At 34.7% G+C, this 13,698-nt stretch carries 17 protein-coding genes; 4 read left to right on the forward strand and 13 right to left on the reverse strand.

Features of this window, described 5'->3' with window-relative positions; translation table 11 throughout:
• The first annotated feature begins 4 nt into the window (after nt 1-4).
• A complete protein-coding gene (rnjA, locus tag F8162_RS10040) occupies nt 5-1,672 on the forward strand; it encodes a ribonuclease J1 (protein ID WP_000670370.1) in 1,668 nt (555 codons plus the stop codon).
• Between the two features lie 38 nt (nt 1,673-1,710).
• On the opposite strand, the gene F8162_RS10045 is transcribed toward rnjA, so the two are convergent.
• The 10 genes from F8162_RS10045 to F8162_RS10085 all read right to left on the reverse strand — a co-directional run bounded on the left by F8162_RS10045 (nt 1,711) and on the right by F8162_RS10085 (nt 8,701).
• Nucleotides 1,711-2,376: a potassium channel family protein gene (locus F8162_RS10045; protein ID WP_000504032.1), complete on the reverse strand. Its 666-nt coding sequence runs from the start codon at nt 2,374-2,376 to the stop codon at nt 1,711-1,713.
• A gap of 83 nt (nt 2,377-2,459) precedes the next feature.
• On the reverse strand, nt 2,460-3,326 hold the full coding sequence (locus F8162_RS10050) for a cytochrome C oxidase assembly protein (protein ID WP_151632799.1): 867 nt from the start codon (nt 3,324-3,326) through the stop codon (nt 2,460-2,462).
• Nucleotides 3,327-3,581: 255 nt separating this feature from the next.
• Nucleotides 3,582-4,712 (reverse strand): N-acetyldiaminopimelate deacetylase, encoded by a 1,131-nt coding sequence (locus tag F8162_RS10055; RefSeq protein ID WP_151632801.1) that lies wholly within the window; start codon nt 4,710-4,712, stop codon nt 3,582-3,584.
• Nucleotides 4,713-4,772: 60 nt separating this feature from the next.
• Nucleotides 4,773-5,495 (reverse strand): 2,3,4,5-tetrahydropyridine-2,6-dicarboxylate N-acetyltransferase, encoded by a 723-nt coding sequence (gene dapD / locus F8162_RS10060; protein WP_000783245.1) that lies wholly within the window; start codon nt 5,493-5,495, stop codon nt 4,773-4,775.
• A 71-nt stretch (nt 5,496-5,566) separates the two neighbouring features.
• A complete protein-coding gene (locus F8162_RS10065) occupies nt 5,567-6,451 on the reverse strand; it encodes a LysR family transcriptional regulator (RefSeq protein ID WP_002008407.1) in 885 nt (294 codons plus the stop codon).
• 141 nt (nt 6,452-6,592) lie between these two features.
• Nucleotides 6,593-7,036, reverse strand: a complete 444-nt coding sequence (gene cbpB / locus F8162_RS10070; RefSeq protein ID WP_000623572.1) for a cyclic-di-AMP-binding protein CbpB — start codon at nt 7,034-7,036, stop codon at nt 6,593-6,595.
• Between the two features lie 171 nt (nt 7,037-7,207).
• A complete protein-coding gene (gene abbA / locus F8162_RS10075) occupies nt 7,208-7,399 on the reverse strand; it encodes an antirepressor AbbA (RefSeq protein WP_098758634.1) in 192 nt (63 codons plus the stop codon).
• Nucleotides 7,400-7,505: 106 nt separating this feature from the next.
• Nucleotides 7,506-8,024: a ribonuclease H-like YkuK family protein gene (locus tag F8162_RS10080; RefSeq protein WP_151632803.1), complete on the reverse strand. Its 519-nt coding sequence runs from the start codon at nt 8,022-8,024 to the stop codon at nt 7,506-7,508.
• A 74-nt stretch (nt 8,025-8,098) separates the two neighbouring features.
• On the reverse strand, nt 8,099-8,248 hold the full coding sequence (locus F8162_RS28700; protein WP_192797612.1) for a hypothetical protein: 150 nt from the start codon (nt 8,246-8,248) through the stop codon (nt 8,099-8,101).
• Nucleotides 8,249-8,464: 216 nt separating this feature from the next.
• Nucleotides 8,465-8,701, reverse strand: coding sequence for a YkuJ family protein (locus F8162_RS10085; protein ID WP_000055151.1), 237 nt, complete (start codon nt 8,699-8,701; stop codon nt 8,465-8,467).
• Nucleotides 8,702-8,934: 233 nt separating this feature from the next.
• On the opposite strand from F8162_RS10085, the gene F8162_RS10090 reads away from it, so the two are divergent.
• The gene (locus F8162_RS10090) at nt 8,935-9,177 is read left to right on the forward strand and encodes a glutaredoxin family protein (RefSeq protein ID WP_151632805.1); all 243 of its coding nucleotides are present in this window, start codon (nt 8,935-8,937) and stop codon (nt 9,175-9,177) included.
• Between the two features lie 104 nt (nt 9,178-9,281).
• On the opposite strand, the gene F8162_RS10095 is transcribed toward F8162_RS10090, so the two are convergent.
• From F8162_RS10095 to fadH, 3 genes are all read right to left on the reverse strand, one after another.
• Complete coding sequence (locus F8162_RS10095; protein ID WP_151632807.1) at nt 9,282-9,770, reverse strand: DUF3993 domain-containing protein; 489 nt, start codon at nt 9,768-9,770, stop codon at nt 9,282-9,284.
• 182 nt (nt 9,771-9,952) lie between these two features.
• Complete coding sequence (locus tag F8162_RS10100) at nt 9,953-11,170, reverse strand: EAL-associated domain-containing protein (RefSeq protein ID WP_000564300.1); 1,218 nt, start codon at nt 11,168-11,170, stop codon at nt 9,953-9,955.
• 254 nt (nt 11,171-11,424) lie between these two features.
• A complete protein-coding gene (fadH, locus tag F8162_RS10105; RefSeq protein ID WP_151632810.1) occupies nt 11,425-12,189 on the reverse strand; it encodes a 2,4-dienoyl-CoA reductase in 765 nt (254 codons plus the stop codon).
• Nucleotides 12,190-12,431: 242 nt separating this feature from the next.
• On the opposite strand from fadH, the gene F8162_RS10110 reads away from it, so the two are divergent.
• Nucleotides 12,432-13,289 carry a metallophosphoesterase gene (locus F8162_RS10110; RefSeq protein ID WP_151632812.1) on the forward strand — a complete coding sequence of 286 codons (858 nt, stop codon included), beginning with the start codon at nt 12,432-12,434 and terminating at the stop codon, nt 13,287-13,289.
• Between the two features lie 97 nt (nt 13,290-13,386).
• Nucleotides 13,387-13,623: a hypothetical protein gene (locus tag F8162_RS10115; RefSeq protein WP_076539903.1), complete on the forward strand. Its 237-nt coding sequence runs from the start codon at nt 13,387-13,389 to the stop codon at nt 13,621-13,623.
• Nucleotides 13,624-13,698: the final 75 nt, after the last annotated feature.

Here is a 13,698-nt window from a genome sequence, read left to right on the forward strand (position 1 = left end):
TCATATGAAATTTCTAAAGAATGATCAGGCTGCCGTTTTTGCTTTAGGGGGACTTGGTGAAATCGGTAAAAATACATATGCTGTTCAATTTCAAGATGAAATTATTATTATTGATGCTGGAATTAAATTCCCAGAAGACGAACTCCTCGGAATCGATTATGTAATACCAGATTACACTTATTTTGTGCGAAACGAAGATAAAATTAAAGGATTATTCATTACACATGGTCACGAAGATCATATCGGTGGAATTCCTTACTTATTACGTCAAGTAAACATCCCGATTTATGGCGGGAAATTAGCAATTGCACTAATCAAAAACAAATTAGAAGAGCACGGATTACTTCGTAAAGCAAAACTTTATGAAATTCAAGAAGATGATGTTATTAAATTTAAAAAGACATCGGTTTCCTTCTTCCGTACAACTCACAGTATCCCAGATTCATACGGAGTTGTTGTGAAAACACCTCAAGGACAAGTTGTTCATACTGGCGATTTCAAATTTGATTTCACACCAGTCGGTGAACCAGCGGACTTAACAAAAATGGCTGAAATCGGAAAAGACGGTGTACTTTGTCTCTTATCTGACAGTACAAACAGTGAAGTTCCAAACTTTACAATGTCTGAGCGCCGTGTTGGTGATAGTATTCAAGATATTTTCCGCAAAGTAGAAGGTCGTATTATATTTGCAACCTTTGCATCAAATATCCATCGTCTACAACAAGTTGTTGAAGCGGCTGTTGAAAACAATCGTAAAGTGGCTGTGTTTGGCCGAAGTATGGAAGCGGCGATTGAAATTGGACAAAACCTCGGTTATATTCGCTGTCCGAAGGATACATTCATAGATACAGCTCAACTAAACCGCCTACCGGCTAATAAAGTTGTTATTTTATGTACAGGTAGTCAAGGTGAGCCAATGGCAGCACTTTCACGTATTGCTAACGGTACTCATCGTCAAATTCAAATCATTCCTGGCGACACAGTTGTGTTCTCTTCTTCACCAATCCCTGGTAATACAATTAGTGTAAGCCGTACAATTAACATGTTGTATCGTGCTGGTGCTGATGTAATCCATGGAAAACTGTCAAACATTCATACGAGTGGACACGGTGGACAAGAAGAACAAAAACTAATGCTTCGTCTAATTAAACCGAAGTATTTCATGCCAATTCATGGTGAATACCGCATGCAACGTATGCATATGAAGTTAGCAAACGATTGTGGTATTCCAGAAGAAAACTGTTTCATCATGGATAATGGAGATGTTCTTGCTCTTCGCTCTGATGAAGCAAGCGTAGCTGGTAAAATCCCATCTGGATCTGTCTATATTGACGGAAATGGTATTGGAGATATCGGTAATATCGTATTACGCGATCGTCGTATTCTTTCTGAAGAAGGACTTGTTATTGTAGTTGTAAGCATTGATATGAAAGAGTTTAAAGTTGCAGCAGGACCTGATATTATCTCACGTGGTTTCGTGTATATGCGCGAAAGTAGTGATTTAATTAATGATGCTCAAACATTAATTACAACTCATTTAGAAAAAGTGATGGAGCGTAAAACAACACAATGGTCTGAAATTAAAAATGAAATTACAGACACATTAGCACCATTCCTATATGAGAAAACGAAACGTCGTCCAATGATTTTACCAATCATTATGGAAATATAAGAAAAAGGACAATACCTTCATGGTATTGTCCTTTTCTCTTATCTTAAAAAGTGTTTAAAACGATCTACTTCATCGTCATGACCAATTACAATTAATATATCTCCCGCTTGAATATTTTCCGTAGCTCGAGGAGATACAATCACTTCTTTACCACGTTTAATCGCTACAATATTCAATCCAAACTTCGCACGAATATCTAATTCGATTAAAGAATGACCATCAATTTTTTTATTTGCAATAATCTCTACAATACTATGCTCATCTGAAAGCTCAAGATAGTCTAATACATTACTTGATGCAATATTATTAGCAATCCTTTTTCCCATATCACGCTCTGGGTGCACAATGTGATCTGCCCCTATTTTACTTAACACTTTTTCATGGTAATCATTTTGAGCTTTTACAGTAATATTTTTTACACCTAACTCTTTCAGAATTAATGTTGTTAAAATACTTGAATTTAAATTATCTCCAATAGCAACGACTACATGATCAAAATTACGAATACCAAGACTTTTTAATACCATCTCATCTGTTGAATCTGCAATTACAGCATGTGAAGCTATATTTGCAAACTCATTAATTTTATCCTCATCCGAATCAATTGCCATTACTTCCATACCTAATTGAGCGAGTTCTCGGCAAATACTTCCACCAAAACGTCCAAGCCCGATGACAGCAAATTCTTTCTCTTTTTCACCCACAGGAATTCCTCCAATAACATCGAATACTATGTATTTTTATTGTAACACACTTTAGATTTGCTACAAAAACCTGTATATCATTCTTATTTTTGTTTTTGCATATAAAAATACTGTTGTAAATAAAATGCGATACTGAAAATTAACATGCCAAATACAAATATGTTTCCAAATGAACTAAATGTTTCAAAAACGAATAATAACGTTTCTTGTCCGAAGAAAGCAAATAATAGTTGTATAAATGCGAATAACAATGCGAATATGTAATGATGTTGATGGAATAAATAATGCGTTGCACCTAAAAAAGCGATAAACGAAATGATGAAAATCCACCAATTTTCTAAAAACGGTTGCCAACTAGTAAATTGATATCCATTTACTAATATCGCAATAATTCCTATAACCGCCATCGTTGGCACACTCCAAAATAGTGCCCGCCCTCTAAAGAAGCGAGTTCCTTTAACATCACCTTTTTCATGTGCAATGTATGTGAGTACTACCGTGCTTATGTATAAAACCGAAAGAATTGTTAAAACGATAATGAGCCAAAAATGTAATTGATAATATTCATGCTCTATATTTGTCACAATAGCCGCTAACATACACGGAATTAACATTCCAGTCCAACCATCTACTTTTCTTTCATTCCAAAACACCGTGTTACCAATCCGTATACCTAACAACATAAAAATAATGATACCTAGTACAAATAATGTTGTTTTATTCCCTACTAAACTCGTTGAGAAAGCAATTAACCCAATAAATAAAAAGAGCACAAATCCATTCATAATTTCTAATACAGGTGATAAATATCTCTTCACCCATTTATATGTTTCGTCATATTCATGATTATCTACTAAACGGTAGGCATAAAAACTTATCCCAAAATACACCGCCGCAATAATAACATACGCATATAAGACGAAACACAACATTGCACTGCTAATTTGCACGTAATTCCCCACCCTTTTTTTCTATGTTTCACCTTGATTTTACACATTTTCTACACGAAATGTAAACACATATAAGCTAGTTAACTAATCATCTTCTCAATAAGCGATAATGAATAATGAGCAGCGGCTCAAAACCACTGCTCATTATTTTATCCATTTGTATGCCGATGTGTATCTAAAACAAATGTGAACGTTGTTTTCCTCTTGGAATTAACGAGTACCCTCTTTAAATTGTTGCAAAGTTGGGAAGCAAGTTCACTTTCTAGTTCCCTTCCACTTCACATATTGATCTAAAAATACAATTGCTTTCTCAATAGCCTCTTCATCTGGTTTTAATTTTGCATGGTGTAAACCAAATTCTGAATTTACCCCAAGCCAAAACATAAATCCAGGAATCTCTTGAAGCATATAACCAAAATCTTCACCTGTCATTGCCTCAGTACATGTAATGACATTCATATCAGTTTGTTTACTTACGAACTGCATAAACTCTCTCGTTAATGCTTCATGGTTATATACTTGATGATACATCGCTCCGTAGTCAATCACGGCTTCACATTGGAAGGAAGCTTCTATACCTGCAATAATTGCCTCAATCCTACTTTTAACACGACTCATTGATTCTACTGATAACGTTCGAATCGTTCCTTCTAACCGAGACTTTTCTGCTATGATATTTTGAACTGTACCACCTGTTATTTTTCCGATTGTAATTACTGCACTATCAAGAGGATTCACATTACGACTAATAACGGATTGAAGTTGTGTAACAAGATGACTTGCTGCAACAATCATATCATTTGCAGTATGAGGATAGGCTGCATGTCCACCTTTCCCTTTTAAATCAACATATAACTCTGATGTATTCGCAAATAATAGCCCCTCTTTTGTGGCGATTGTTCCTACAGGGTATTCAGGTGCAATATGAAGGCCGAGAATTACATTTGGCTTCCATTCTTTTAACTCTTCGCTTTCTAACATAGGAAGAGCCCCTCCTGGCCCTTCTTCAGCTGGCTGGAATAGAAACACAAGGTCATCATCTATTCTTTCTATTACAGCTGCTGTTAGAAGGCCTAAACCAATTGTTGTATGTACATCGTGTCCACATGCATGCATCATTCCTTCATGAATAGAAGCAAATTCATATCCAGTTTCTTCTGTAATGGGTAAACCATCTATATCTGCGCGATAACCTATAATTTTTTCTGGGTTTTTTCCATTTACTTTAACAATGACACCCGTTTTCCATACTTTCACTTCCACATGTTCATTCGAAATCGTTCCTATGTAATCTAAAATATACTGTTGTGTTTTCCACTCTTGAAATCCAATTTCCGGTATTTTGTGTAAGTCTCTACGAATTTGAACGAATTTGCTTACTGCCATTTTTGCACCTCTATCTATAAAAAGCGTAAGAGCCCGTTTATGCTCTTACGCTTTTTTTGTTTATTTCTCTGGGTTTAATTGACGAAGCTCTTGTTTAATTTCAGTTTTTGCTTTTGTCTTCTCATCAATCTCTTTAATTACACGTGCTGGAGTACCGGCAACAACTGTATATGGAGGTACATCTTCTGTTACAACCGCTCCTGCTGCTACAACTGCACCTTTCCCTACTGTAACTCCCTCTAACACAACTACGTTTGCACCAATTACAACATCATCTTCAACGATAACTGGTTTTGCTGAAGGCGGCTCAATAACACCTGCAAGTACTGCACCTGCACCTACGTGACAGTTCTTACCAACAGTTGCACGTCCACCAAGTACCGCGTTCATGTCAATCATAGTACCTTCACCAATTACAGCACCGATATTAATTGTTGCATTCATCATAATAACAGCGTTGTCGCCGATTTCAACGTGATCACGAATAATCGCGCCTGGCTCAATACGAGCTTTAATACCTTTTAAATCAAGCATTGGAATTGCAGAATTACGACGGTCATTTTCAACAACGTAATCAACAATGTGCTTGCTATTTTCATCAAGAATTGTCTTAATTTCAGACCATTCTCCAAATAATACACCAGATTTTTTATTTACAAATGCTTGTACCGTTTCAGGGAATGTTACTTCTTTTAAATCCCCTTTTATGTATACCTTTACAGGAGTTTTCTTTTCACTTTTTTGAATAAACGAAATAATTTCGTTAGCGTCCATCATTTTCATTCTTGTTGCCTCCTAAATCCATTTATAATGTTACTCTACCAAACGATAGAGCGAGTAGCAAGATAATAATCCTATTTTTCCATTTGAATTTCTTCTATAATTTCTAAAAATGCCCTTACTTGCTTCAATTGTCTAGCCGATTCACTCGTCAATAACCATGTTTCTCTCGTTAATTGAACAGGTGTTTTATACATATTTTCCTGTACTTCTTTTAAAACAGTAGAAGGTAAAAGAGCATAACCTATGCCATTTAAAACGAGTTGTTTGCAAGTTTCAATTTGATCAACCACAATTGTTCTCTTAGGTGGATTAGAAAATAAACCATACCACCAATTTTGTATTTGTCCATAATAAGTCGAATCACTTTTAAATTGAATAAATGGTCTATTTGTTTCTTTTAACATCGTAATATCTTTTATTTCTTTATCCACTAAATAAAGTTCATCTTCAAATAATTGCTGCTTCTGACCTTTATATTCTTGTGTCCCTCTCAATATAGCAACATGAACGTCTCCTTCATAAAATTGCTTTTGCACTTCACTACTCCAGCCAGTAAACAGCGATATTTTCACAGAAGGGTATTTATGTACAAACTTCTTCAAAACAGGAGGAAGCCAATATTGACCAATAACTGATGCAACAGCTATTTTTAACGTTCCGTGAGTTTCTGTTCTAAAAACAGCTAGCTCACTTTTAATATCCTCTTCCTTTTGTAGCATTTCTTTTGCATAATTTGCGACTTTTTCCCCTTCAGGTGTAATTGTCAATCCTTTTTGTGAGCGAATAAAAAACTTCATTCCCCATTGTTTCTCCATAGATTGTAATCGTTGACTAAGCGCAGGTTGTGAAACAAATAAACGTTCCGCCGCTTTTCTCATATTTGATTCCTGAGCTAACACAACCATCATTTGAAAATCATCAATTTGCAACTTTCTCCCTCTTTCCTTAGCTTCCATACACCTTATCTCAATAAGCTTTTCATCCTTAATTTAACTATATACTCTTATATTTTTTATCTTTTTAAATATAATACATACACAACTGATATGCACGAAAAAAAGTGACTTCTCCGCTTCTATGAAGTCACTTTTCTCACATTATCGGTTATGTTGCCTTACTTTTTTATTCAACAATTTTAAAATAGCCCGACGTGTTAAAATCCCCTCAAAATACCCATCTTCATTGACAGCGCAAATAAAAGGATGATCAATTGTCATTTCTAAAGCTTTTGCAAACGAATCTTCTAACTTAAGAACTGGAATGTCTTCCTTCATCACCTGTTCTACTTTCATTTCGTCAAGTCTTTCAAACTCAATACGTTCTAGCCCTAACATACCGTCTAAAATCATAGCAGTACTAATTAACCCATGCAATTTATACATCGGGTCCAAAACAGGTATCGCCGAATATCCAGATTTCACAAGAACGAGTAAAGCATGCTCTAAACCATTCCCCATTTGGACATGTGCTACTTTTTCTGATGAAATCATTAAATCTTTCACAAAAATTTGTTGAAACTCGTCTTTCGGAATACTAATCATGTTACATCCCCCCATCTTCCCTTTTGCCTACTTTTATTCACCGACTCTATTCACATTTTATGACAGCGTTTTCATATTATTATTTTGTCCTTACATTATTTCAGTAAAAAACAAAATTACACAGCTATTTTAGCATACAACGCAAAAAAAAGACTACCATTCCGGTAGCGCTTAATACCCTTTATTTTTTAATCTGTAAAATAACCTTGTGATTTTTTTATATTGCATCACATCTGTCTTTTTTAAACCATTCTCAATATCTGTAAGTTCCACAGCTAAAATTTCACTCGCATAATTTTGCTGAAATAAAATATCTAACAACAAACTTTCCTCTTCTTCTGTTAAAACAAGTTCCCTTTTCATATACCCCTCTCCTTATACTCGCATCGTTACCCTTATTATATAAAATTTTCAGCCTATTTAATAGATGTAATATTCAGTTTTTGGTGAGAGTATATAAAAATTGTTTTTATTTCGTATATCGATTTGCATAACTAAAAGCTGCATAAGCATCTGGCTTAATTTTTGCAGTTAATCCCATCGCTTGAATTTTCGCTGTCATATCTAGAATAAATTCTTTTGTTAAACCATCATTTCCGATATCTAAGTGAATTTCCATTATAAATCCAGCCCCATCTTGAGCATATGGATGCAATAAATCCCATATTGTTTGTATATGATTTGGAGTAAATAAGCAGGCGATTTCTTGACTAAACTGCGTTTCTAAATATATCTTATCACGTAAAGTTGCTGGCTTATCTTTTACTGATTGATGGTGTAAACATCCCCAGGCTCCTTTTCCAACGCGATGAATATGAATTGCCGTAATAAATCTCATATCCTTTTGATGCGCTTGTGAGTCTGTCCCAATGGATAAGCGATATAAATTTCGTGGATCCTTTTCAATGAAATTACAAATACGGGTAAAGACCATATCAAAATTTAAATGCCTCTCTGAAACATTATAAAATGTATGTTCACCGGCCACATAGTCACGTCCTTTCAATTAGACAGACTTTTCGTATTCTCATTGTATGGGACAAAAATAAAAATTATAACTTCCTATCCTTTATTCGTTTCAATATTCCGTATTACATACTGGCAAACTTGGCACGTATAAATTACATTTTGATTTGATTGAGCCGTTAATACATGAATAATCTCAGCAGCATTGTGACAATTAGGACAAATGATAACCGGTAAACGTTCCATACAACACACCTCCTCATTATGTTTATCCCCCTATTTACTATCCGTAAACACCAAATTGGTGATAGCTACTAATCAGTATAGAAAGAAGGATCTCCACTGATTACAATTTCACTTTATTACCATTGTAGGAAAAATGAAAAATCCCTATACATATATGCTAAAAAGTAATAGAACTAAAAAAGGTGCTGCCGTATGGCAACACCTTTTTTATATGTATCAAGAAATGATATCGTAAATCTCAATTGCAACCATGTCGATATTATCGAATTGATACACTTGAGGTTTTTCACCTTGTTGATACACTTCTAACTCATACATTTCACTTTTATCGAAAAATTTCACGCTACATTTGCGTTCACCGTTCACTTCAAAATAGCGTTGTGCTACTTCACCGCTTTCAGCTTGTTCTTGTAGACTAACAAGTCGAGTTAAAATTCCTTGGAGTAGAGACATGAAATCTCTCCTTTCTCTGATCTTCCTACCAATAGGTTTTACAGCTATACTCATTCTATCCGTCATAACAGAAAAAATGTTCCACACTCTAGGATAAAGGTTATTGGCCAGAAACTCAACTAAAAATTTGTCGAAATACGAAGGAAAAAACAGAAAGAACATCTTTTCCCTTCTTTATTGCGATTTTTATACTGGAAGAATATAATAAAAAACAGTAAAAAGGAGGAATTACAATGAAAAAAATTGAGGTTTACACACAACCTGATTGTCCGCCATGTGTCATTGTGAAAGAATTTTTAAAACATAATAACGTCGTATATGAAGAATTTGACGTAAAAAAAGACGCCGCTGCACGCAATCGTCTTTTATATGACTATGATTCTTATTCAACTCCAACGGTTGTAATTGACGGAGAAGTTGTTGCTGGGTTTCAAATTGAAAAATTACAACAACTTCTCAATCTAGAAGAGGGATAGGTAAAGACCTATTCCTATTCTTATCCCGCTATTTTCTGGAAATAAACATCCGATTGTGGCGGGTTAATACTCAGCAGGATATGTCCCCTAATTAAAGTTTCACTTTATAATTGTTGTAACCTTTTTATTTCAGTTAAAAGTTCTTGGCTTTCATGATATCCGGCCAGTTTCCATTTCCCTTGATCTCTTTGCAATGTTACAATTTGATATTGTCCACTTTTCGCCCGTTCATATACATATAAAATTTTATGCTCTTCATCATATGACATTTTCGTTTCTGAATGAAAAGAAAATGGCGCTTCTTTTGCTGGAAGTAAATATTCACCACTTTGTTTATCACTTCTACTATTTTCATCTGTAAATACTTGAAGGAAATTCTCTGTAAAATACGGTGATAACGTTTCTATCATCTTATTCATCGGCAAATGCTTCCCACGAAGTGAAAATTGGGTTTCATAGCCCTTTTGTATCGTTGTAAACACTTCTTCCCGATCGACTTTCACTTCCTCTTTTCCTAAAACAGTTGTGACACTATAACCAACTAGAAAGGCAACGCATACAAATAGAACTAACCATATTCCATATTTCCTCATTTTTTCACCTTCCTTTTAAGAAAACTTGTCTTTGTAGTATTCATTGTAACAATGATTATGCAAAGACAGGGGTGGTTTCGTTCGTAAAATCTTTACAATGATAGACAGCATTTTCATCACCATTTTCACTATTACCAATTTATGATAAAAACAAACAAAAAATGCACGAATCTCTTCGTGCATTAAAATAAAACATCTTCTTCATATAAATATTCATACGATAAATCTATAAATAAAAAGTTTTCATCATCAATTGGGAAGGAAAATGTTCGTACCATCTCACCGGTTTCAATATCAGCATATAAATCTGAAAGTCTTGCCTTATTCTCAAAACGCATTTTCATAATATTTTCTAGAAAATACGGACGCCAACTCCAGTTCTTCATATAATACTCAGGCATCACAATCCATTCCCCATCTTTTTTCATAACGTTTCCTGATTGTTGGAAACCATCTTCGTTACAAATAAATATGCGAAAACTACACTGTGATACACTTTGGCTAAATTGTAATAACCAATCATTTATATCTTCATTCTTTTTCTGTTTGGCTAGAACATCACCAATTCGATCACGTAACATTTCTGTTAAATTATAAATTTTTTGTAATTTCTTCTTCTCATGTTGAATAAATTGATGACACTCATTACCAAGTCGTTCTTTCAAAACGTTCGTTTCAATAAAATCAGGTAAGCACTCTTTCAAATAATTACCTTGATAATATCTACCACCGTTTTTCCAAGCATATTGTAGTTGATAAAAAGCATCTATTTCTTCATATAACAATGTCGCACCAATTCTTCTAGCAAGTAATGATAAAGAATATAAAATATCTTGATAAGATTGTAAAAGTGCAGTTTGCCTTAAGTTTGTTAAATCTACTTTTAAAATATCCGGTGCTAACACGCTAATACGTTCTAAATTACTTGTACCCGTTCCGACTTTATTAATCGAAATTTGAATACCGTATGTACGATAATACATAAGCAAATGATTAAATTGCTCTATATCTTCTTTACATTCATGTTCTGTAATTTCTAAAACAATGTGTTTCAAATTTAAACCTTGTTCTTCATACATCAATAAAAGTTGAAGTAAACTTTCATCATCATCGTTCATTAATACGTTCGCATTCCGATGTATAAATAATAATAGTTTTTGATCACTTTCTAAATAGCGATTTAAAGCTTTTTCTACTATAATGTTATCCGCTTCCAGTTGAAACTCACTTGGAATAGAATCATCATGAAAGAAAGAAGCTAAACTTTGTATGCCCTCTTCTGTTTGAATACGTCCTACTACTTCATATCCAATTACAGTATGCTCATCAGCACTAAAAATAGCTTGATAATAAGGAAGGACTTTATCCAAGTTACTCATTACATCTAATGCATCTATCAACGTGCTTCCCTCCCTTTACTTTTCAAAATTATAACATGATATTTACGGAAAAATAATAAAAAATCCCTTCAGTTTTCCTGAAGGGATTAGAGGGGTAAAATGCTAAGGGGAATTAGCAATTCTACTATGAAGAAAAAAGAGGTCTTAAATATAACGTATATATGACCTCTTGTAAACACTTTTCTTTCATATGTCACAATTCCGTCACATTTAACCGTAAAAAAATGAATCAAACATTCATTTTCTCATTCCTTTTAAAATGGATATTGATGTAAATGTTGTCCTCCATCCATTGTCATGCAAGTTCCATTTATGTACGCAGCTTCATCTGAACATAAATAATAAGCTAGACCTGCAATTTCTTCTGGCGTACCCAGTCTTCCAAGCGGAACACTTTGTATCGTACGTTTAGCCATTTCTTCTGAAATCCATAATTTATCAGCACCGCCCGTACGTTCAATAGGTCCTGGCGCGATAGCGTTAACTCGTATTCCATATTTACGTCCCCACTCAACAGCGAGTGTCTTCGTCATTGCTAATACTCCAGCCTTCGCTGCAGCCGAATGAATAACGCCCGGACCTGCATCCCATGCATATGTTGCTACCATGTTAATGATGTTCCCCTTTATACCTTTTTCAATCCAATATTTCCCGACAGCATGGCTACAGTAAAATGTACCGTTTAACACTATATTAATGACTGAATTCCAGCCATTCACGGATAAATCTTCTGCTGGACAAATAAAGTTTCCAGCTGCATTGTTTATTAAAACATCAATTCGTCCAAAATTCTCATCAATCTGTTCAATCATTTTCTGAATGTCATCCGTATTTCTTACATCCATTTGCACAGGTAATATTTGCCCTGGAAATTGTTCAATTTCCAACTTTGTTTCCTCTAGCTTTGCCTTTGTACGTCCTGTAATAACAACTCGTGCCCCTTCTTTTGCAAAACGAGTTGCCATTCCTTTCCCCATTCCGCTCGATCCACCTGTTATAATAACTACCTTTTCTTTCACATACATCCCCTCCCAAAAATGAATACACATTCATTTTATCATTTTATTTAATAGAAATCTTTATATTTTTAAACTTTTCTGATATTTTAACGTAAAGAGGTTTCTTTTCATTCGTTTTTTTCGTAATCTATACTACTTTTGTATTATTTAAAATATATTTTAAATAAACTGGAAGGAGATTTGAGTAACCTGTATATAACGAACACATGTAATACAAGTCAAATAGGTATACTCATATTTTTATGCAGAAAATTACAAGAAGAGATTTTTTAAAAACTGGCATGCGCACTTGTCTATATTCATTTATAACCACTAGCATCGGATACTATTACGCTAAGTATATTGAGCCTCATCTACTTTCTTTTACAGAACGTACACTTACATCACAACTCATACCGAAAAGTTTCAATGGTATGAAGATTCTTCAATTTAGCGATTTACATCTCGGATACTATTTCTCTCTTCAACATTTATCTCAAATCGTTTCTAAAATTAATGCTGTAAAACCTGATATTGTTCTTTTTACTGGCGATCTCATTGATAATTATCAAACGTATACTGACACGCCTTTCGTTGCATCTATTTTAAAAAATATACAAGCACCCTTCGGCAAATTTTCTATTTATGGTAACCATGATCACGGCGGATATGGAACAGAGTACTACGAACACATCATGCGCGAATCGGGATTTGAACTGTTACTAAATAGTGAAAAGAAAATTCGTCTACTGGATAATAGTGAAATTTCAATTTTCGGTCTTGATGATATACTACTAGGCAAACCAAAAATAGAGGAGACATTACATCACGCGAAGCAAAACACTTATAACATTGTTCTTGTTCACGAGCCAGATATTGCACCCAAAATTGCTCAATATCCAGTTAACTTACAGCTTTCTGGTCATAGCCATGGTGGACAAGTACAAATTCCCTTTTTAGGCGCAATTATTACCCCATCACTCGCTAAAAACTATGTAGAAGGTTTCTATACGATTCAAGATTTAGCTCTCTATGTCAATCGAGGCCTTGGAAGAACACGTGTCCCATTCCGATTTATGTCAAAACCTGAAATTACGATTTTCACGCTCCAACATTCGTAATAATTCGCCTATTTTCTTACATAACCTTTCTTGTACGCGCTCATCCATGTTTCATTTACCATATGATAAAAGTGAGTCCAATAAAGGAGGTTTTTTCATGTATCCATATTATCAACCAATCCCAGTCCGTTCAGCACCTATTGGTCCAGTAGGCGACTCACGCTTTTTGCCGTTTTTTGGCGTCCCATTTCTAGCTGGTATTGCCGGTGGACTGCTCGGCGGAGCATTAGCTTTCGGTCCTAGACCGTATTACCCACCATATCCACCACCTTTCCCACCGCCAACACCTTATCCTTGTTATGGTGGACCTTGTCAACAACCATACTATTATTAATGTACCGCAACAATTCTACCAATGTTATTTCCTTTCTTAACCGATTCATGATCCATTAACATGCTTACAATAAAA

Origin of the sequence: Bacillus sp. CH140a_4T, from assembly GCF_008923725.1 — a bacterium.
Lineage (GTDB): Bacteria > Bacillota > Bacilli > Bacillales > Bacillaceae_G > Bacillus_A.

Coding starts and splice junctions, on each gene's coding strand:
- F8162_RS10110 (WP_151632812.1), top strand. CDS start 12,432: ATGCAGAAAATTACAAGAAGAGATTTTTTAAAAACTGGCATGCGCACT.
- F8162_RS10065 (WP_002008407.1), bottom strand. CDS start 6,451: ATGGAAGCTAAGGAAAGAGGGAGAAAGTTGCAAATTGATGATTTTCAA.
- F8162_RS10055 (WP_151632801.1), bottom strand. CDS start 4,712: ATGGCAGTAAGCAAATTCGTTCAAATTCGTAGAGACTTACACAAAATA.
- F8162_RS10085 (WP_000055151.1), bottom strand. CDS start 8,701: ATGTCTCTACTCCAAGGAATTTTAACTCGACTTGTTAGTCTACAAGAA.
- cbpB (WP_000623572.1), bottom strand. CDS start 7,036: ATGATTAGTATTCCGAAAGACGAGTTTCAACAAATTTTTGTGAAAGAT.
- F8162_RS10090 (WP_151632805.1), top strand. CDS start 8,935: ATGAAAAAAATTGAGGTTTACACACAACCTGATTGTCCGCCATGTGTC.
- F8162_RS10095 (WP_151632807.1), bottom strand. CDS start 9,770: ATGAGGAAATATGGAATATGGTTAGTTCTATTTGTATGCGTTGCCTTT.
- F8162_RS10115 (WP_076539903.1), top strand. CDS start 13,387: ATGTATCCATATTATCAACCAATCCCAGTCCGTTCAGCACCTATTGGT.
- rnjA (WP_000670370.1), top strand. CDS start 5: ATGAAATTTCTAAAGAATGATCAGGCTGCCGTTTTTGCTTTAGGGGGA.
- dapD (WP_000783245.1), bottom strand. CDS start 5,495: ATGAAAATGATGGACGCTAACGAAATTATTTCGTTTATTCAAAAAAGT.
- F8162_RS28700 (WP_192797612.1), bottom strand. CDS start 8,248: ATGGAACGTTTACCGGTTATCATTTGTCCTAATTGTCACAATGCTGCT.
- abbA (WP_098758634.1), bottom strand. CDS start 7,399: ATGAAAAGGGAACTTGTTTTAACAGAAGAAGAGGAAAGTTTGTTGTTA.